Below are 19,809 nucleotides of genomic sequence, written 5' to 3'. Positions count from 1 at the left end.
TTGTCTTACGCTATAACCCCGGCGAAGTAACAAAGAGATTTCAGCTCAGTCTCCTCCAAATCCTTCCTTGCAGCTTGGGTGAGCATTTGAATAGTGGCCTTTCATGGTTGCCCGCACCTACTCAGCCACGCTTCTTGGCGTCAATGCGATCGAGATCGAGATCGAGTCTTACGATAGTGGGGGCACGCAGAAGATGTTCATTGTAGGCTTGCCGGATGCCTCCGTGAAAGAGAGCCGCGAGCGGGTGACGGCAGCGATTTCTTCCTGCGGTTTCGCCATGAATGATGGAGTGACGACGGTGAATCTGGCTCCCGCAGATTTGAAAAAGGAAGGCCCGGGCTTTGACCTTCCCATCGCTATTTCACTTATTGCGCACCGGGTCAAAATCCCCATCGCCGTGCTCGCAGAGACATCCATGATCGGCGAGCTCGCGCTCAATGGTGAACTGCGCCCCGTGCGGGGTTTGCTGGCCGTGGCGCTGGAAGCTCGGGCCAAGGGGCGCAAACGGTTGCTGGTGCCCAAGCGGGCCGCCATCGAGGCCAGTGTGGTGGCTGGCATTGACATCATCGGTGTCAGCCACTTGCGCGAGGTCGTGGAGTATCTGAAAGGCGACATCGAACTCACACCCGAGCCCTGCCGCGCCACAGAATTTTTCGCTGCGGCTGCGCACTACGACATTGATTTTGCCGATGTGAAAGGGCAGGGCGATGCCAAGCGCGCCATTGAGGTGGCCGTCGCCGGCGGGCACAATCTCCTCATGGTGGGCCCCCCAGGCACGGGCAAATCCATGATCGCCAAACGCGTGGGCACCATCATGCCGGGCATGACCGAGGAGGAGGCCATCGAGACCACGAAGATCCACAGCGTGGGCGGCTTGTTAAATGAGCAGCAGGCCTTTGTGGCCACGCGTCCCTTCCGTTCCCCGCACCACACCATCAGCGATGCTGGGTTGCTCGGCGGTGGAACGAATCCAGGGCCGGGCGAAGTCAGCCTCTCGCACAATGGCGTGCTGTTTCTGGATGAGCTGCCCGAGTTCCGCCGCAGCACGCTGGAGGTCATGCGGCAACCTTTGGAGGATGGCCGGGTCACCATTTCACGGGCCAGTGGCAGTGTCACTTTCCCCGCTTCCTTTATGTTAGTCGCGGCGATGAACCCCTGTCAGTATGGATTCAAGCGGCGGTGATATTGAGCAGAATTATTTTCATAAATTCTACGGCTGATCTCAGAGACTCGGACGAGGCTAAAGTAGCGTCGCCAAATCCTTTATCTGACTCGCGTCGGGGCCGGGGTTGATACACGGAGAGGGACGACACGGGCTGATAATATTAACCGAGATTTACTGGTGCTTCGGCTCTTCCTGGCGGACGAAGAGGTCGTGGGTTCGAATCCCGCCAGCCTGACCACCTTCTAAGGTGTTCTTATTCAGGGAGTTTCATAGACTCCGGCCCTTCCAAGAAGGTGTCCCATGCCGCCCTCACTCAACCCACCTTGAGTGACTAAAAACGACTCGAAAAGTCCCAAGTTGTACCCGTCGGGGGGGGCTAATTAGGGGGGGGCGGAGCCTTGGGTGCATAAAACGCTCTGGGCTTTACCCAGGCACTAACTCCGAAAGTTCGTAACGGCGCTTCAGGTTGTTACCCACCACACGCATCCAGATGCGGTCGAACTGAAGGCGACCGGCCACGATCCCGCCGGAGATGCCGAGCTTCTTGGCAAGCTCATTCGCTGCGCTCACTGGCATTTTGCCGCCATGATTCTCCCTGACCTTGCGAATTTCCTCTGAGGGGATCAAGAACTCACGCGCAAAAAGGTTGGCATCTGTCTCCAGCGCATCCTCCCGGCCTTCATATTCTACCAGCCATTCACGCTTCAGCTTACCTTGCAAAACGTGGCGGGCTTCGTGAAAGAAAGTGAACCAGAAATGACCGTCATCCCTGTAACGGCCTGTTTGCACAATGAGAGCGGTGCTGTTCATCAGTTGGCTAGCGGCTCCGCTTACATGTGTTCCTGGAAGCTCAGGTAGAAGAACATAGGCAACCCCACAGGCATTACATTCTTTCTGAATGACTGCAACCCACTCGTTCACCGGCAGTGTTGTGGCTTTCTTGAGCCGCCCCAGCGCTTCGAGGAAAGCGGCTTCGTCATAGGGGGCGCAGGCCTGCTTGCGGGCTTCCAGCTCCGCCTTACGCAGCCACACGGCCACAGCCTCGGGTTCACTTTGCAGCTTGGGTGATTTACGAAAGGCGGCTACGGGTCCGCTCCAGACTTCTTTCCAGCCCTTCACGGTGGCGCAGCCAAAAAAGTCCAGCATCTCCATCATGGTTTGTTTTTCGTCTTTCGTTTTGGAAAGCCACCCCTTTTTCTGCATCACTGCGATTGGAAGACTTTTCAGCCACTCCGCGTCCACCTCCAGACGGTCAGCGGCACGCTGGCGGGCCAGAAGCTCACGATATTGTGTCTCCAGGTTCATCCAAAAGTAGGCTGGCACACCCAGCACGCGTTCAAGTTCCAGGGCCGTGTCCGCAGTGAGGGCGGCTTTGGCCTGGATGATTTCATTTATGGTTTTGATCGGCCTTCCCATGCGCCGGGCCAGTTCGGATTGCGTCAGACCCATAGCATCGAGGGTCTCCGCAAGCGTCTCTCCTGGCGGGGAGGCGTAGTCGGGTTGGAAGTTGGGGCTCATGTGTGTTGGGGGATTTTGTTGCTTGGTGTTTTTCAGTGGTAGTCCACCACTTCAAAAATCGTTATTTCCGTCACGGCCTCCCAGTCCAGTCCGCCGTCCGCCTTGCGCGGCTCCGGCTCGTGGGCCACTAGGAGAATCAGGCGGTGGGGGTGCCGCACGGTGATGGAAATCTGCCCTTGTCGGTCGCCCGTCAGCTCATGGGCGCGTAGTTGCGGCAGCAGGCGCAGATGCGCCAGACATCGTGCCGCCCGTAGCTCGGTTACGCGACGCATGAGTCTCCGCCCTTGCTCCGCCCCGTAGGCCCGGGCCAGCTCCTTTTCCGAGGAGAATTCTTTTTCAATCTTGGTATTTCGGAAATGAACCAGCATGGGCTGACAGGTGTGAATATCTGGTAATATAAGGGTGAACGCTGGTGAACAATTACTTTTTACCCAAAAGGTTAAAATACTTTTGACATAACCTTTTACCCACCACACTCTATCCATCGTGAAGCTCAACTTACAGCAACACGAAAAAGCCGCCTCTGCTGATACAGAGACGGCTCATTCCGGCCGCTCCTCGGCACGGATCACTCCGCCCGTTTGGAACGGCTTTCAGTCTGGACGACTGCACGTAGTTTCCTGGCAGACAGGCCGCGAGTCAAGCCCTGAGCTTGGAGTGGAGAACTCTCAAAACTAGAAAGGAAATTCCCCCATCATGGCAAAAGATGCACCTGGCATGAAAGGCATTCGGTCCCGTAATGAAAGTGGTCCGCTTCGCGCCAAACGCGGCGACACACTTGTCGGCACGATTGAGAAGCAATACGGCGTCGATCTCGGTGTGCGAAGCGACATGCGCCTCGACACGTTGAAAAAACGCACTGGCATGGACTCCCTCAATGACATCCTCCGCGGAGGAAAAGGCAAATAGCCCTCCCTACGAGGCGGCGGCGCGGAGACGTGCCGCCGCTTTTTCATGCCTTCAAATCATCGACCGTAGCTCCCGCAGCTTAAAACATCCGCCACCAGGTTTGGCGTGAATGAGCGCGTGGCAAGTCGGGCAAAGGGGCAAAAAGGTTCGAAGGGCGTCTTCCCAGCGGATGATTCGTCCTTCGACGGGAGCTGCATGCACGGGTTCATGATGATGACGTTGACGATGTCGCAATGAAAGGCCTCGCGGGGCCGCCTCCATCACAGGCAGCACCTCTGCGCACTCAACCTCACTCTCTGATATCCGTTTATAACATTTCACTTGCGAGCCAGGAATATTGATTACTGTTCTAAAGAACATATTTATTTCACATGATCAATCTCCACCCTATCATCTACGGCACTGTATGTGAAACCGCCCTGGAAGCAAAACAGCGGCTTCAGGATTGGCTAGATGAGCCCACCCCCAGACAGCGAGCTCTTTTGCAGAATGTGTTCCACCAGCCGACGGCCAAACCCAAACCACTCAGTCGAAAGGTGCAGGCAGAAATTGAACTGCTGACTGGATTCTCTCCTGCCAAGCAGGACGCAATGGAGAGGCCGGGGTGGGGCTTAGTCATCAAAGTTTCTTCCTCATCGTGAGTCAGGCGTCGAGTGCTCCTCAGATTATAGAGCGACGGTAAAATGAAATGGGTAGTTGATGGAAACTCTTTGTTTTGGCTCGCGAAACCGGACGATTCGAGAGCCACGGGCTAGCACTCATACAGGCCGCTGTTCAAAACCGTGGTCTTGCACTATACTATCAGCCTTGTAACAGCTCTGAATATTTGCCCGCGTGCATGACCCCCAAGGCTTGACCAAATGCTTTTTGAGATGGTCAAGGTCAGCGCACGAGGGGTCGGAAAACATGAAGAGGCACACTGTGAGCTAGTGGCTGCAAATGGAGGTCCAGCGCACGAGCTTTTGAATCGCTACCCACATTGCTTCTTCCTGGAATTTCGCACTCTGGTTTAGACCACGCCCAAGGGGCAGAAACGGTTCCGCCCTAATCCCCACTTCGATTTAAGGCAGTAATAACAGGGTAAGCCCAGCATTCAATTTTGGCATCCGAATGGTTTGCTCCAATACTTCCTCCTTGCCCCAGCTCAAGTCAGGAAACCAATCAGCATCTTCACAATATGCCATGCCCTCATCGACATCTTCCACCGAGAGAGTTGCCGCACTGAGTGCAGGAAGTTTTTTTCCAGCGATGACGAAGTGTGCAGTGTTGTTTGAATTGATGTAGCTCCAACGGACTCCAAGCTCAAAGACGACTGGCGCAGCGGGCGCTCTTCCTCTTCACCAAGAAACGGCGCAGGTTGCTGAAGATCCGTTCTTTTAACGGCTCTGGCATGTGGCGATTTACGCTTTGAATCCCTGCCCGTAGGGTAACGAATGGCAGCGACCAAAAGAAAGATGACGACTGGCTGCTGAAAACTTGAGGGTCAACGCTTTGCGGGGACGAACGTTTCCTCAGAAGCCGATCACATAGTAGTAGTTCTGGGAGACGAGATTGGCTTCTTTCAGCGTGATCCAGCGTTCCGCACACCGCTCACCCCAGCTGTCGCTAAAAGCAATTTCCTCTGTCTCCTTGTTATAGCCGATGATGAGAACTGCGTGCTCCTTGTCCAGATTCTTGTTCAGAATGCTGCGAATGACCCCTAAGCTGGACTTCTTCTGCCAGTTTGCCCAATCCACGACCGCCCTGCTTTCCTTAGTTCTAGCACTGGCTATTTTGTTAAAGAGCTTGGAGCTGTAAAGCATCTCCCTTCCCGGATGCTGGCTACGCCTAACGCTTCACCGTCTCGGTGGTCTTTGTCCCAACAGCTTTCACGGTGGTCGAGAGGTGGTGGCGACGTTCCGTCGTCAATGAGGGGCTAGAGAAAAATTCCAGACTTGTCAGGCTGCGTTTCCTTCGGCTGAATACGCGTCTTTTCTCAAAACACTTTCTTAACCCCTGCCCGCCAATGAGCCTGAGCCTGCCTAAACTCCAATACCTGTGGAAACACGCGCCTGCTGCCTCCCCAAAAGTCTCTGAACGCCTCCGACAGATCAAGGAGATTGTGGATCGCTGGGATCAGCTAAAGACTGCGCAGCCAGACTTCACCGCCTCTCAAACAGCGGAGGATGAGGGTATTCCGCAGAGCAGTTGGGCCACGGTGAAGGCCAATCTGCAGCAATACTATCAGCTGCACGAGGCGCTGAAGCAGCATGCCTTGCAGATCGAGGACGTAGCCCAGCTCATCCATGTGCAATGGAGAGATCCGCACTTCCGCGTGTCTTCCAATGCGGCCGGGGAATCCGAATATGAATCGGAGACCACCTCGGTGCTGCCGAGTAACCCTGAGTCCTTCTTTGTCTCCTACAACTTCCCGTTTGAGATCGTCCGCTTTTATCACACCTGCAAAGATCAGCCGAGCATGGAGGCGCTCGCCTTTTACAAACCGCAGCGCTTTCTGGTGAAGTACCTATGGATGCTGGCGAATCGGGACAAGCATGTGCCGCTCTTCAGCCTGCACTCCTTCTGGCAAGTGGCTCCTTTGCTCGATCCTTTGTTAGGCGATTTGGAGGGGCTCAGTCTGCCTCAATTTATCCAAGTGTGGCCGCAGGCTTCGGACACGCTGTGCCAGCAGATCACGGGCAAGACGTACAGCCAGCTTTCCACGACGGAAAAGGTCACCCTGCGGAATCTTCTCTTCACGGCCAGTCTGCAAGTCACCACCACGAGAAATGCGCTGGACCTGCTGCAAAAGGGCAATCAGGCGCTAATTCTCTACGGGCCGCCCGGCACGGGGAAGACGTTTTCGGCCAAGAAGATCGCCCAGGAAATGCTGCTGGGTGCGGGAGGCACGAAGGAGGAGTTTCAGGACCTTCAGTTTGGCAAACTGGACCAGAGTAGCAGGGGCGCGGCTGCGTTTGAGAAGGGCTGCTGGGAGTTGATCCAGTTTCATCCCAACTACAGCTATCAAGACTTTATGGGGGGTATCCTGCCCTGCCTGGATGAGACTACGGGCGGCCTGAGCTACCAGCTGAATGAGGGGGTGTTTCTACGCTTCTGTAAAGCGGCGGCTGAGTCTAACAAACCGTTTGTTCTCATCGTGGATGAGATCAATCGTGCGGATCTGTCCTCTGTTTTTGGGGAGCTGATGTATGCGCTGGAATATCGAGGTGAGGTGGTGCAGGTGACACATTTTGGCAGGTTCAGCATCCCCAAGAATGTTTATCTCATCGGAGCGATGAATACCACGGATAAGAGCTTGGTTTCCTTTGACCTAGCCCTGCGCCGCCGCTTCATCTTTGATAAGCTGGACCCAAATCTGGAGTGCCTGCTGGACTGGGGCATGCAGCCCGAGGTTAAGTTTCCCGCTGTAGAGATGCAGTTCCTGCTGGACCGCGCAAAGGCGCTGAACGCCTACCTCATGACGGATGCCGACGGCCCGAAGCTGCCGGGCGACTTTGCGATTGGCCAGGCCTATTTCATGAAGGTACACGACTTTTGCCCTCTTGAGGAGGTTGAAGATGGAGGGCGTAGCCTCAGCACCTTTGCCCTGGAGCAGCTCTGGGATTACCACTTGAAGCCCTTGATTGAGGAATACCTGGGGGCTGATACGGCTAACTATGAACAGGCTCTGGTGCAGCAGCGCGAGCGCTTTACGTATAGTTTCTCCAGTGCGGCCTAACTGTGTTTTCAATCATGGTTTACACGTTTCAAGACTGCTCCACCACGCGGTACGGCGGCAAGCCCTTGCCCCTGCTACTGGCGGCAGTGGATGAGCTGAATACGGCCCTTATGAAGGGGGAGGTGCCTCTGGTGTCCCTGCGCGGTGATCCCCGCCCGTATGCGGCGGACTTGAGCGACATCCTCACCTACACGGTGCAGAAGGCAGAGGCTGCTGGGCGCGCGGGCTACATCATTACGGAGGCATGCTTCAGCGTCTCCCACTTCATCGGCACTTACAGCACCAAGATCGGCGGGGAGGTCATCACGCTGCGCCTCCAGCCGCGCTGGGGCAGCGGCATGCTCAGCTACCTGCTTCAGTATACCTCCGGCATCTATCAGCCCCCGAATGCGGCGGCCCCCATGCAGACGGAGAGGGATGGCGCTACCTGGCTGCTTGTGATGCTGTGGAAGAGCCTGTTTAACCAGGCCCTGCGCCGCTGCCACATCCCCAAGGAGTATCGGGTACGGAAAACCAATGATCGGTTCTTTCGCAGTCGGCTGGATGTGCCCAGGCAGATCCGGGACAATGCGGTGGATCAGAGCCGCTTTGCCTGCCTGGATGCGCCGCTGACGATGGATACCTCCATTAGCCGAACCATCCTCCAGGTGATCCGCCTGCTCTCCAAGGCGGGGGCCTACCCCGCGCTGATGCGTGACCTAGCGGGCTATGAGGAGAGGCTGGCTGCTTTTGGCGTCTCCGCACAAGTTGTTAGGGCCGAGGAGATTGCCAAGATCCGCTACACGCGCTTTTCTATCGGCTACCGCCCGCTCATGCAGGCCAGTGTGGCCCTCCTGCGGCGTTTTGGCGGGGGCCATGACCGGGCGGAGAGTTTGCTACAGGACACGCCGTCGTACTTGATTGACCTTGCGGAGCTGTGGGAGAACTACCTGCTGGCCGTGCTGGGGCGGTATTTACCGGCGCGGTATCGCATCTTCAGCCCTAACCACAAAGGTGGGGAGTGGCTGCTGGAGGGGGAGCGGCGGCAGATCCGGCCGGATCTCTTGATCGAGCGAGAGGGTCACGTTGTGGCCGTGCTGGATGCCAAGTTTAAAAACGACACGCAGGTGGGGCGCTATGAAAAAGACGGCGTTTCTCGCGAGGATCTCTACCAGATGAGTACGTATCTGTATCATTATGGGCGTACGGATCGCTCCCTGCTGGGCCTGTTTATCACGCCGGTGCGCGGGGCTCCGCAGGGGGATGTGGCAGCGCTGAGTCGTCATCCGCAGCATCGCCTTGGGGTGCTGACTTTTGACATCACTGGATGGGATGCCGCTGGGCTCGCCTCCGCGAGCCCAGCGCTGGAGCAACTCCGCCGGGCTGAAGCGACCTTTGCCCAAAAGGTGCTGCACGCGCTGGAAGGGTGATCTCGGAGGGCTGGCACCCGCGCTACCGTGTGGAGATTGACAACAACCCGGTTGAGAACTCGATCCGCCCCACCGCCATCGGCAAAAAGAACTGGCTGTTCATCGGTGATGCACAAGGAAGCCAGCGCAGTGTGACCCTCTACACCATCACCTCAGGACCGTTTTTTGGTCTTGTTATGACAGTCCTTACAAAGCGCTTCGAGGTTGGCGAGATTGTGGCGTTGATCAAAAAGCCCAGTGATCTTGTGGCCTTCGGGCAGAGAGAAGTCACCTTTGACAAACCAGTCCCATCCTGACAGGCAATCAGCGATCTCCACGTCTGAAACATCTGCTCGAATGCTCGTAGCGATCGCCAAAAACGAAGGTTGCTTGTGATGAACCTCCGCAGATTCTTCTATGCCGCATCCTTCGCAAATGAAATGGGCATCCCGGTAAAAGGTTTTGGCATCCAGACAGCGGTCTCTCATGGCACGAACAATACGATCCCACTCAGTCAATGGTGGCATAAGGCATTTAGTCCAGGATACAGGATGCCAGCCAATATCTCGCTCCAACCAACCAGTAAAGTCTCCCTCAAAGGAATAAGCTCCGTAGCTTGGTATCTTCCGAAATCGTGATGGGCGCAGGCCACGAAGTGAACAGAAATAATGACGTTCCAATATTAAATCGCTAATGAGCGAGGACTCAAACGGCTGCTTGAACGGTTGCTCATTAATGATCTTTTGAATGGCGATCTTTGCAGCCGCTTTGGAAGGGAATTCTCGCCAGAACATGGGAAAAGTAATATTAGCTGTTGGTAGAATGAAGAGGTTAGACTGGAGCAGTAGTCGCCTGGCTTAAGATGTCACTTTGCAAAATAGGTTAAGTAATCGCATTTCCTCGATTGAACCAGCAGATGTCATTGCGATCCGAGGATCAGCGACCACAACTGCGAGGCATTGCGCACGTGAAATCGCCACGTTGATACGATTCCGGTCCAGAATAAAGCCCAGCCCACGAGCCCCATATTCACCAAAACTAGAGCAGAGAGACAAAATGCAAACTGGAGCCTCCTGGCCCTGAAACTTGTCCACGCTACCGACCCGTGCCCCCGTTGGCAAAGCAGCTTGGAGAGATCTAACCTGCGCATTGTACGGCGCAATAAAGAGGAAATCCGAAAGAACTAGGGGCCTTGTTTCTCCGTTTTTCGTTGTGTGTGGGCGTCCGAGTAACTCTTCAAAGATCGCCTTGGCTCGATGAACCTCCTCGTCGCTCTGCTGGATATTACCGTCGTGTTCCACCCCGCTGAAGACGATTCCAACCCCCTTACTGACCAAGGCTCCCTCGTTGCCAGAAACGGAGATATTTTGTGTGGCGCAATCGGCATGGGATTGAAGCCTGCCCTCGTAAATGGTCTCTGAAATGAAAGTGCAAACATCTGGATGCATGCGACGCGATTCTCCCAGGAACAAACCAAAGTTGTCAGGCACTACTGCGTGAAAAATTGGTGCATCCGGCAGGGTCAATGACGTGTCCTTTAAAGCATATTGAAGCGATGACAGACCAGCGTCTCCGGGATGACTGCCTTGAATCGGTTGCTCAAGTTGCATCTGATCACCCAGAAGAACCAAGTTTTTCGCGCATCGTGACATCGCGACTGCGTTTGCTAGGGATACCTGCCCAGCCTCATCAATGAAAAGCACATCAAGAGCTTCTTCCCATTCTGGAAGCGTGAAGAGCCAGGCGGTTCCCGCGACAATGCCACTCGAATACGATGCTCGCGCGTCTTTTGAGATCTTAACATGAACCAGACGAGGGTTGGCTTTGAACACGGGATCTTCGTTATTATCCCCAACCTTAATGCCTCTTAATTCCAGACCGGTTGCTGTCAGTGCTTCCCCGCATGCCTTTAGCAAGTTGATCACTGCCTTATGGCTATTTGAGGTGATGCCCACCTTCTTCCCCGCTGTTACGAGAGCGGCTATGACCCGAGATGCCGTATAAGTCTTTCCAGTCCCTGGAGGTCCTTGGATTACGAGGCACTCACCTTGCATCGACGCCGTGATTCTAATCGCAGCTGCCAAGAGGTCTTCGTCAACCCGCTTGAGGGGGGGGCCCGCAGGTCTTCCCTGTAATAAAGATGCGGCGGAAGGGTGGAGCGTACCAGTAAGATGATTACTGGCAACCTCTTCAATCGCATTGGCTATGGCTTCCTGAGACACAAACTCATTTTGAAGGATCGACCCTGAATTTGGAAAAGCCCCATCGAATTTCGAGTTTATGCTACCGGTTCCAAGTTTGAGGCGAAGCACTCCAGTAGCCAAGTTCAATTCCAACAAGTTGGGCTTCGCATCAAGGTTGTGCGAAAACATCACTGTGGAATTATCACCTGCGGAGAGCTTGCATTCTTGAGACGCATCAAAACGATATTCCTGTATGAGGGACTTTTTGTCAGGCACTGCATCTCCGAAAGCGCTGACTCCTTGAATACAACCTGGGTCGTCACGCAATTCTTCCGGTGCGGCTTCGGCACGATCAAACATTCGCCACCAGATTGGCTTTTGCTCGCGTCTGTGAAAGTCAACAAGATCGGCGAGTGTTAGGGCAACCAAGCCTCCAAGCGATCTCAATCGTCGTATCGTTTCGAGTTTCGCCAAGATTTCAGGTGTGAGCGGCAGAGGAGCGATGGCCTCAACGGTTGGGAAAGGCATTGTGTTTGAGATGCCGTAATCGATGATCGCCTGATGTAGCCACTGGGCCAGTTCAGCTGTGGACCGGCAGTCGTCCTCGTTGTAATCCCGAATTCCAGCTAGAATGGCGCTTTGCTCCCACTTGCACCCCTCGCCGCTCTCAATCCAACGAGCATATTGGACGATTGAATCCACAGCGGTCGTAACTCCCGTTGATCGTTTTTCTCGATAGAGGCTTTCCACCTTTTTGATGGAATAGCTGTCTTCTCCGATACGGATGCCTTGGCTTACGGTCTGGTACAGATCAACGAAGACATTATTGCGGAGCAAATTGTCCACTTCATCCTGGCGAGAATCGTGCCTGGTGCTGAGGCGGCGAATCGCGCTGACTTCATATGCTGCATAGTGATAAATGTGCATCTCTGGGTTTTGAAGCCACCTGGCATGAACCCAGTCTACGAACTGCTCGAACGCCTGCTTTTCTTCGGCGCGATCATGAGCCCACCAATCATGAAACTCCAAATCGGTTCCCTGCGAAACCTTGGTGGATGCTCCGAAGAGATATTCCAGTCCACCTGCCACCAAGGGGAAACCCTCCATGTCGAAGTATACATCTGCGAAATGGGGGGGAGGCAATTTTGCCAGGCCTACAGGTTCACCATTTTTACCCCTGCTAGCTAGAATCTCAAACCTTGGTTTCGCTGCCGGATTTATTTTTCTGTCGTCGAGTGTCTGCTTCTGGAGACGAGCCTGCGCTACTAACTTTTTCAGCGATTCGTCCGCGAGTTTCCGTACCGTTCGCCCACCGGCCCCTGCTAGATCAGTGAGTGTCCGTATTCCCTCCATGCTCAACTTTTTGATCTGGCCTACACTGATGCCAGCCACTCTCACGAGATGATCTCGCTCCGTGAAGAAGCTTTCCGCGTGAGAGGTCCATCGTCCATGATCTGCGCGAGGAAGCGGTTCAGGTCGTTGGGATATATTGGCCACAAAGTTTTCCTGCATTTTCAGGAAGCTGCTTTTGATCCGGCGGTAGTAATCGATGAAATCTTTAACGCGAAACTCAACGCGGTTGTCGTTTCCCAAAATCACGCCGAAGCTGTTTGGAACATCATCTCCCGTCGCAGCGGCAAGCATCTCGGAATAGCAACAAAGCTGAACTATATAGTAGGGTTTGGGAGAGTGCGCCAGCTTAGTATCCCAGACCTGGAACTTCCCCGTCGAATCGAGAATGAGAAAGTCTGCGTAGCCAGCAAACTGATCTAAATCGAGTGCAGCCTGAAAGATAATCGGAGGTTTAGCAATTAGGGCCAAGGAAGTTTGAGCTTTTGCTTTTTCAAACTCGTCCGTTGGGATCTCGATAAGACCTGGCGTGGAATCCTTAAACCTACTGAGGACCCTATTTTCATGCTTATATCCGGTTTCAAAGATCAGTTTCTGATCCTCGGTTTCCTTGTCCGGAATGAAAGATGCTCGATCCTCCAGATAACACCGATCCATCCATGAAGAGAATGGCGACTCTAGATAACGGATCAAGTCAGCCGGTGAATAAATGATATTGGCTCCGATTTTTTTCATTAGAAATTGGGTTATATTCCAGGTGATAAAAGATTGTCAGTCTCTACTTGTAAGCAAAAAACCTGTAACAATAACACCCGCTGCGATAATGAGATCTAACATAGCCCTAGTCCGACCGTAGTAGCTGATTCGGCACCATGCAATCCACCACCATTTGAGTTTGAAGTAGGCAGATTTTTGGATCTTAAACATATCCTGATCTATCGCTTCGTGATTTGAGTAGTTTGGCAGAAGTTCCTCATAATCATGTGTCACTTCGGCGATTCGTGCCCGCTTTTGCTCCTTATTTTCAATCTCCTTGGCCTGTCGCAGCCGGTCGTAAAGAATTGCTATCTTTAGAGAGCATTCGTGGAATGCCTTGGCTTGCAGCGGGTATTGGCGGCTCGAGATCAAGAGCGTCACTGCCATCAGAATGATGGAAAGCGCGGTCGTCCCAAAGCCAAGCAGTTCCGGTGAGATCTCCTTGAATACCGGATGCGGAATGTAGGGAATTAACCCAACGATTATAAGGTATGAAGAAAGGATTGTCGTCGCCCAAAGGCCACAGGAGTCAAGTTCTTCACACCGGCGCGCTGCCGCAAAACGAGCTCCTTTGGTGATCCAAAGTTTGTAGTTCAATTCATGTTCCCAGTTATTATCCGTGAGGTATGGCGGAAGGTCATTCTTTTTCGAACGTTTCTTCCGAAGCCGCAAGCGGAGTTCACGTTCTGCTTCTCGTTGTAAAGCAATTTTCAAGAGAGACCGGTGCCGACTAAAATGTTGTCGGATCACTCGACAGAGTCTGGGATCCTTGCGGCCCATTCGAAATCTGTAAAATTGGAGTTTTGCCCAGGAAATCATTGCAGTTTGAAGGTGTCGCGGCTTTCTCCCTGCACTTCTTAGATCAGGTCTGATCTAATGCTTTCAGATGAGCAACATCGCCGCCGTATTTACACGACTGTCTCGTTACGAGGTGTGACAGAGCCTGGCGCAGAAGTAGCAGCCATTGACTTGGTGATAATGCATGCGTGCTTGGGACACTGCTGGGACACAGGAAGCGAAAAGCCCAAGATAAATTTGGTTGCCGGGCAGTGGCAAAAATGGGCAATCTTCTTCATGGACTTCGTGATCACCATTCGGTTGAGCGTTAACGTTTACGTAGTAGGGAGCCATTTTGTATTCGTTGAGGGCGGTTTATTCACTCGGGAGGAACACCATTCGGTTTAGGCGTTGCAAGCTGACAGAACGTATCGTAGATTGAGTGTATGTAAAAAAAGACGACACAAAGGAATTTGTGGGCTTTTCATCCGTTGGCAAGCACAAAATAACGAACGAATCGTAAAAAACGATGGGAAATGAAACTCGATTGGAGAATTGGGCGGCTCAAGAGCGGCTGCGAGCTGTGGAACGTGCCCTCTGGTGGCGAGGGTGGATAGGGCGTCCAGACTTGGTTGCCCTGTTTGGAATTTCGGCCGCACAAGCTTCGAGCGATCTGCAAAAATATGTGGAGCTCAACCCCGGGGCGATTGTTTATCAGACCAGCCGTAAACGCTATGAAGCAACTCAGGGGATGGCCTGTGTGCTGCACACTCCCCGTTTAACAGACGGCATGGGCACTTTTCTCCAGCAGGGTGGAGTGGGTATGATTACAGGGGGAAACACGTTGGATGGTCCACACGTTTCGATTGTTAGAGCCCCAAGGCGGGAGGTTTGTCCTCAAGTTGAGCGTAGGGTGTTCCTCGCAGTTGCTCAGGGGAAAAAGTTATGTGTGAAGTATCACAGTGTGAACAGTGGGCGTAGCGACTGGCGCTGGCTTGCTCCACACGCGTTTGGGCATGACGGTCTCCGCTGGCATGTCAGGGCGTGGTCCCTAGAAGGCGGTGATTACCGCGACTTCGTATTAGGTCGGATAAGTGACTCAAAGTGGCCAGAAGATTTGAATCCAAACGAATTGCTGCCAGTTGATGAAGACTGGAATACGGAGGAAGAACTCCGCTATCGTATCAACGACAGGCTCAGTGAGGCCCAACAAGCTGCGCTCCGGCTGGACTACGGCACCGGCGCACAGGGAATCCTCAAGATAACCTGCCGACGAGCAATGACCCAATACGTGGAGGCAATGCTAAGGGTACAAATGACCGGAGAACTTCCTGCGCACTTCATGAAGGATATGTGATCACCGGATTAGTTACGGGGGATATCTGCGACGAGCCTGCGGTAGAGAATTGCAATGGACATCATGCCAATGTGGTTATTGCCAGTCCGCCTACACCTGCACAAAAAACCGATCTGTCAGAGCGTCGCTCTCTAATGGCACCGTGTGCACTACGCGTTCCTAAAGGTCGTTCACCTGCATTACTTCAGGTATGCCGACACTGGCTCCCACGAGGGCTACTTCGAGGTCTTGAGGATCCGGCCCATCGCGGAGTTTTCCATCGTATCGGCACAGGTGTTCAAGCCGAATGCCCTCTGATACTAATGTGATCCGTGGCAGCCGCAGGTGCCGCTTGTTGGTGAGAGCGCTCCGCTTTTGACCTCCTCCTTGAGCTTATCGGCAACCAGGGCGTGCAGGATGTTCTTCCCTCATTGTAAGTTTGGTTCAGCGTGCGCGTCAGAGAACAAAGCGGTGGTGAATATAAAATGGGCAGTTGCTGGAAACTCATTGTTTGGGCCCCCCAAAAAATGGGAGGATCCGATTCGAGAGCCATGGGCTGGCATTCATACAGGCTCCCGTTCAAATCCGTGATCTCGCAGTATGCTATAAGGCATGTGGCAGATCTGGTTATTTGCCCGCGCACATGACCCCCAAAGCTTGACCAAATGCTTTTTGGAAGCGTCAAAGCCCGCGCACGAGGGGTCGGAAAACATGAAGAGGCACACTGTGAGCTAGTGGCTGCAAATGGAGGTCCAGCGCACGAGCTTTTGAATCGCTACCCACATTGCTTCTTCCTGGAATTTCGCACTCTGGTTTAGACCACGCCCAAGGGGCAGAAACGGTTCCGCCCTAATCCGCACTTCGATTTAAGGCAGCAATAACAGGGTAAGCCCAGCATTCAATTTTGGCATCCGAATGGTTTGCTCCAATACTTCCTCCTTGCCCCAGCTCAAGTCAGGAAACCAATCAGCATCTTCATAATATGCCATGCCCTCATCGACATCTTCCACCGAGAGAGTTGCCGCAGTGAGTGCAGGAGGTTTTTTTCCGGCGATGACGAAGTGTGCAGTGTTGTTTGAATTGATGTAGCTCCAACGGATTCCAAGCTCAAAGACGACTGGCGCAGCGGGCACTCTTCCTCTCCACCAAGAAACGGCGCAGGTTGCTGAAGATCCGTTCTTTTAACGGCTCTGACATTTGGCGATTTCTGCTTTGAATCCCTGCCCGTGCGGGTTCGAATGACACTGACAGTGAGCGTCGCCGATTCCATGCCCATCGGCGGCTAGGGCATCCCAATTCCCTAAAGATCAAAGAACGATTCACCACTCAAAGCCGACCACGAACTAGAACGAGACGGGCGGGATGGGCGTGATTCGCGGCTGGCTCTTGAGGGTCGAGATTGCCGAGATGCTCGGGAGGGGCGGGACGCGCGGGAGGGACGAGACGGGCCGCCTGATGCATCTTGTGTAAAGAATGCAGGGCGTCCAGATCGATCCCAAACCCATCCGTTTTGAAGCCAGCCGAGATAGCGCCCCGAATACGAATAGACCGAGTCTTCACAGATCCAAGCAACTGGCTTGCCGTTAAACAGGTAAATGGACTGGTTGTCGTCGGAAAGCCAAGCTACTGGCGAGCCTGATTCGTTGTAAAATGTTATGTAATCCATATCTAGACTGCTTCAAAGTTTAGGAGACGTTTGTTTCACTTGGAGAAGGATACTTCTACTTTTTCGAGCGTTTTCGGGCGGTGATTACCCACCAGTGCATCTTCATGATCCTGATGTTAATTTGCAGAATAGGTTTAACAGCCGCATTTCCTCAATTGAACCTGCAGATGTCATTGCGATTCGGGGATCGGCGACCACGACTGCGAGACACTGCGCACGTGAGATCGCGACGTTAATGCGATTCCGGTCCAGAATAAAACCCAGCCCACGAGACCCGTATTCGCCAAAGCTGGAGCAGAGACACAAAATGCAAACTGGAGCCTCTTGGCCCTGAAACTTGTCCACGCTACCGACCCTTGCCAATGGAGGCAAGGCAGCTTGGAGAGATCTAACCTGCGCGTTGTACGGCGCAATAAAGAGGAAATCCGAAAGGACGAGAGGCCTTGTTTCTCCATTTTTCGTTGTGTGTGGGCGTCCGATTAGCTCTTCAAAGATCGCCTTGGCTCGATGAACCTCCTCGTCGCTCTGCTGGATGTTGCCATCGTGTTCCACCCCGCTGAAGACGATTCCAACGCCCTTGTCCACCAAAGCGCCTTCATTGCCGGAAACCGAGATGTTTTGGGCGGCACAATCGACATGGGATTGCAGTCGTCCCTCGTAAATGGTCTCTGAGATAAACGTGCAGACGTCTGGATGCATGCGACGAGATTCTCCCAAGAATAATCCAATGTTGTCAGGGACCACCGCGTGAAAGCTTGGTGCATCTGGCAGGCTCAATAATGTATCCTTCAAAGCATATTGGAGCGATGACAGGCCAACCAAAGAGAAGGCTGTCGTCCTTCACCCCCTCATCATTCCGAATGACACCGAACTTGGTTATGGTTGGGCATTTTCTCCTCTTGGCGAATCACCAGAGGAGCCTTATCGACCCAACTTCTCCCAATATGTTCGCCAGCCCATGCCTCATCAAGAAGAGGCAATTCGCTGGCTTCTCTCTCATGCCAAACGTGCTCTGATTCACCGTGAGGTCGTCTCCGATCAACGTGCGTGGGGGGCTGGTGCCCTTCTGGCTGATGACATGGGACTTGGTAAAAGCTTCACCACATTGATTGCACTCGCTGAATGGTTCCGCCACTGGCGCAGCGTGGCTACCACGGAACCACCGGCGGTGCTCTTTGTTGTGCCGCTTTCGCTGATGGAAAACTGGCAAGCTGAGATTAAGGAAGCCTTTGGGAATTCAAATGGTCCATTTCTTCGCGTCGTGATGGCTCACCCAGACTTTGAGCTTAACAGCTACCGGCGTAGCCCTGGTGCCGTTGACATTGCAGAACCTGGTAACGTTCGTGAGTTTGGATTATGCTTTGGAGATGGCACTGGGAGAAGCCTCGACCTTCCGGGTTCATGTGTCATAACCACCTATCAGACTCTGCGTGATTATCGATTCTCCTTCGCTGCTGCCCAGTGGGGGGCGGCGGTCTTTGACGAGGCACAGCACATCAAAAATCCAAACGCCCAACAAACCATTGCAGCAAAGGCACTCAGGGCACTTTTCCGCATTACTTTGACTGGAACGCCTGTGGAAAACCATCTCGGCGATTATTGGTGCATTTTAGACACTGCTGAACCAGGACCGTTGGGGTCATTCTCTGATTTCCGTAAGAACTGGATTACACCAATGCTCAAAGATCGGGCAAGGATGCATGAGATCGGGAAAGAGTTGCGGGAACACATTGGGGGACTCATGCTGCGACGGACAAAGGAAGAGCGCCTCACGGGTTTGCATGGCAAAAGTATCGTTCCTGTCTCTTGTCCGATGAGCGCTGAGCAGGAGGAATTGTATGCGGAAGCACGAGAAGTCGTAAAGACTAACGACCTAACCTTGGATCCTGCCCCGAAAGGTCAACATTTGGCTGCTCTGTGGCATCTCCGGCAGGTTTCCCTCCACCCAGATCTTATAGGCGGAGGGTCGATTCCCACGGCAATAACCGAAAGCAACTGCCGCCGGATTCTCAACCGTTCAGGAAAGCTAGCGTGGCTCCTCAAACAGCTCGATACCATTCAAGCCAAGGGGGAAAAGGTTCTGGTCTTTTGTGTCCTAAAAGAACTTCAGGAGGCTCTTTCGGCGCATCTTGAGGTGATTTATGGGCTTCCTGTTCCGATTGTCAATGGTGACACGAAAGCCACGTCCCGTCGCAATCCTGAACAAACGAGGCTTGGACTTATTGGCGAATTTTCAAGACGACCTGGGTTTGGAGTCAGCATTCTTTCTCCTATCGCGGCTGGGGCAGGTCTCAACATCGTAGCAGCGAATCATGTCATTCACCTTGAGCGGCACTGGAATCCAGCCAAGGAGGATCAAGCGACTGACCGAGCCTATCGCATTGGCCAGCAGAAACCCGTGACTGTTTATCTGCCCAGCGCCACTCATAGTGAGTTTGCTTCCTTCGATGTCATTCTCCATGGCCTGCTCGAAAAGAAACGCTCGATCCAGGGAGCACTTGGTCTAATCCCGCCGGACATAGTGTCTGCACCGGAACTGATCGCGGAGCTTTTCGGTCAATCAGGCCGTGAAGGTAGAAAGTTGAGCGCCCCAATCACTTTGGAGGATGCGCTTCATCTTTCTTGGCAGATGTTTGAGGCATTAATTTCCGTTATTTATGAGCGAGATTCCGAACGTGTCATACTCACCCCCCACAGCGCTGACCATGGTTCAGATGTTGTGGCTCTCGGTTGGGGGCCGAACCGCGAGAACGTGCTAATTCAATGCAAGTTCACAAAAAGTGACAAGCTTGATAGTGAGGAAGGAGTGCGGGCTGTATGCAGCTCCGCGCCCTTTTTTGAACGACCCTTAGGAGTTGTCTTTGCGAAAAGAGCACTCCACACTACCGCAAGGAAATTCAGCAATCGAAGCAAACGTGCAGCAGAAATCTGCAACGTTTCACTTTTTGGGCGAGATTGGGTTCAACATGCGTTGGATCAGCATAAACCTACGCTTGGAGAAGTCTTGGAACGAAGTACAAGAAGGGAGAAGTTATACTGAGTG

Annotated in this window: 16 protein-coding genes, 1 tRNA gene and 1 pseudogene; 9 read left to right on the top strand and 9 right to left on the bottom strand. The window is 53.4% G+C overall.

The features are described 5' to 3' along the window. The first annotated feature begins 103 nt into the window (after positions 1 to 103). Both ABEB25_RS14150 and ABEB25_RS14145 read left to right on the top strand, forming a co-directional pair. The gene (locus ABEB25_RS14150) at positions 104 to 1,183 is read left to right on the top strand and encodes a YifB family Mg chelatase-like AAA ATPase (protein ID WP_345737060.1); all 1,080 of its coding nucleotides are present in this window, start codon (positions 104 to 106) and stop codon (positions 1,181 to 1,183) included. Between the two features lie 129 nt (positions 1,184 to 1,312). Continuing rightward, positions 1,313 to 1,403: transfer RNA gene (locus ABEB25_RS14145), tRNA-OTHER, on the top strand. A 185-nt stretch (positions 1,404 to 1,588) separates the two neighbouring features. Here ABEB25_RS14145 and ABEB25_RS14140 read toward each other — a convergent pair. After that, positions 1,589 to 2,683 (bottom strand): HigA family addiction module antitoxin, encoded by a 1,095-nt coding sequence (locus ABEB25_RS14140; RefSeq protein WP_345737059.1) that lies wholly within the window; start codon positions 2,681 to 2,683, stop codon positions 1,589 to 1,591. Positions 2,684 to 2,715: 32 nt separating this feature from the next. Next, complete coding sequence (locus ABEB25_RS14135; RefSeq protein ID WP_345737058.1) at positions 2,716 to 3,051, bottom strand: type II toxin-antitoxin system RelE/ParE family toxin; 336 nt, start codon at positions 3,049 to 3,051, stop codon at positions 2,716 to 2,718. Positions 3,052 to 3,379: 328 nt separating this feature from the next. Here ABEB25_RS14135 and ABEB25_RS14130 point away from each other — a divergent pair, with 328 nt between their 5' ends. Together ABEB25_RS14130 and ABEB25_RS14125 are read left to right on the top strand one after the other, a co-directional pair. After that, the gene (locus ABEB25_RS14130) at positions 3,380 to 3,592 is read left to right on the top strand and encodes a hypothetical protein (RefSeq protein ID WP_345737057.1); all 213 of its coding nucleotides are present in this window, start codon (positions 3,380 to 3,382) and stop codon (positions 3,590 to 3,592) included. A gap of 371 nt (positions 3,593 to 3,963) precedes the next feature. Continuing rightward, positions 3,964 to 4,233 carry a hypothetical protein gene (locus ABEB25_RS14125; RefSeq protein ID WP_345737056.1) on the top strand — a complete coding sequence of 90 codons (270 nt, stop codon included), beginning with the start codon at positions 3,964 to 3,966 and terminating at the stop codon, positions 4,231 to 4,233. A gap of 870 nt (positions 4,234 to 5,103) precedes the next feature. Here ABEB25_RS14125 and ABEB25_RS14120 read toward each other — a convergent pair. Continuing rightward, positions 5,104 to 5,394 carry a hypothetical protein gene (locus tag ABEB25_RS14120; protein ID WP_345737055.1) on the bottom strand — a complete coding sequence of 97 codons (291 nt, stop codon included), beginning with the start codon at positions 5,392 to 5,394 and terminating at the stop codon, positions 5,104 to 5,106. 203 nt (positions 5,395 to 5,597) lie between these two features. Between ABEB25_RS14120 and ABEB25_RS14115 the strand changes: the two genes are divergently transcribed. From ABEB25_RS14115 to ABEB25_RS14105, 3 genes and pseudogenes are all read left to right on the top strand, one after another. Beyond that, a complete protein-coding gene (locus tag ABEB25_RS14115) occupies positions 5,598 to 7,310 on the top strand; it encodes an McrB family protein (protein ID WP_345737054.1) in 1,713 nt (570 codons plus the stop codon). A gap of 14 nt (positions 7,311 to 7,324) precedes the next feature. Next, positions 7,325 to 8,719 (top strand): McrC family protein, encoded by a 1,395-nt coding sequence (locus ABEB25_RS14110; protein ID WP_345737053.1) that lies wholly within the window; start codon positions 7,325 to 7,327, stop codon positions 8,717 to 8,719. 26 nt (positions 8,720 to 8,745) lie between these two features. Next, positions 8,746 to 8,868 (top strand): annotated as a pseudogene (locus tag ABEB25_RS14105) (IS66 family transposase); the annotation flags it as partial. 3 nt (positions 8,869 to 8,871) lie between these two features. Here ABEB25_RS14105 and ABEB25_RS14100 read toward each other — a convergent pair. The 3 genes from ABEB25_RS14100 to ABEB25_RS14090 all read right to left on the bottom strand — a co-directional run bounded on the left by ABEB25_RS14100 (position 8,872) and on the right by ABEB25_RS14090 (position 13,701). Further along, positions 8,872 to 9,492 (bottom strand): hypothetical protein, encoded by a 621-nt coding sequence (locus tag ABEB25_RS14100; protein WP_345737172.1) that lies wholly within the window; start codon positions 9,490 to 9,492, stop codon positions 8,872 to 8,874. A gap of 63 nt (positions 9,493 to 9,555) precedes the next feature. Continuing rightward, entirely contained in the window at positions 9,556 to 12,966 is a 3,411-nt protein-coding gene (locus ABEB25_RS14095; protein WP_345737052.1) for a TM0106 family RecB-like putative nuclease, read from the bottom strand. Between the two features lie 36 nt (positions 12,967 to 13,002). Beyond that, the gene (locus tag ABEB25_RS14090) at positions 13,003 to 13,701 is read right to left on the bottom strand and encodes an SLATT domain-containing protein (RefSeq protein WP_184205929.1); all 699 of its coding nucleotides are present in this window, start codon (positions 13,699 to 13,701) and stop codon (positions 13,003 to 13,005) included. 592 nt (positions 13,702 to 14,293) lie between these two features. Between ABEB25_RS14090 and ABEB25_RS14085 the strand changes: the two genes are divergently transcribed. Continuing rightward, a complete protein-coding gene (locus tag ABEB25_RS14085) occupies positions 14,294 to 15,121 on the top strand; it encodes a BrxR family helix-turn-helix transcriptional regulator (protein WP_486360838.1) in 828 nt (275 codons plus the stop codon). Positions 15,122 to 15,966: 845 nt separating this feature from the next. Here the strand turns inward: ABEB25_RS14085 and ABEB25_RS14080 are convergent. The 3 genes from ABEB25_RS14080 to ABEB25_RS14075 form a co-directional block, all read right to left on the bottom strand. Beyond that, positions 15,967 to 16,233, bottom strand: a complete 267-nt coding sequence (locus ABEB25_RS14080) for a hypothetical protein (protein ID WP_345737050.1) — start codon at positions 16,231 to 16,233, stop codon at positions 15,967 to 15,969. 167 nt (positions 16,234 to 16,400) lie between these two features. Continuing rightward, positions 16,401 to 16,766, bottom strand: coding sequence for a 4-fold beta flower protein (locus tag ABEB25_RS24520; RefSeq protein ID WP_425572056.1), 366 nt, complete (start codon positions 16,764 to 16,766; stop codon positions 16,401 to 16,403). A gap of 102 nt (positions 16,767 to 16,868) precedes the next feature. After that, complete coding sequence (locus tag ABEB25_RS14075) at positions 16,869 to 17,510, bottom strand: DEAD/DEAH box helicase (RefSeq protein ID WP_345737169.1); 642 nt, start codon at positions 17,508 to 17,510, stop codon at positions 16,869 to 16,871. Between the two features lie 214 nt (positions 17,511 to 17,724). Between ABEB25_RS14075 and ABEB25_RS14070 the strand changes: the two genes are divergently transcribed. Continuing rightward, positions 17,725 to 19,806 (top strand): SNF2-related protein, encoded by a 2,082-nt coding sequence (locus tag ABEB25_RS14070; RefSeq protein WP_345737049.1) that lies wholly within the window; start codon positions 17,725 to 17,727, stop codon positions 19,804 to 19,806. Positions 19,807 to 19,809 lie beyond the last annotated feature (3 nt).

The organism is Prosthecobacter algae, from assembly GCF_039542385.1.
Lineage (GTDB): Bacteria > Verrucomicrobiota > Verrucomicrobiia > Verrucomicrobiales > Verrucomicrobiaceae > Prosthecobacter > Prosthecobacter algae.
This window is presented reverse-complemented; position numbering and strand designations above follow the sequence as displayed.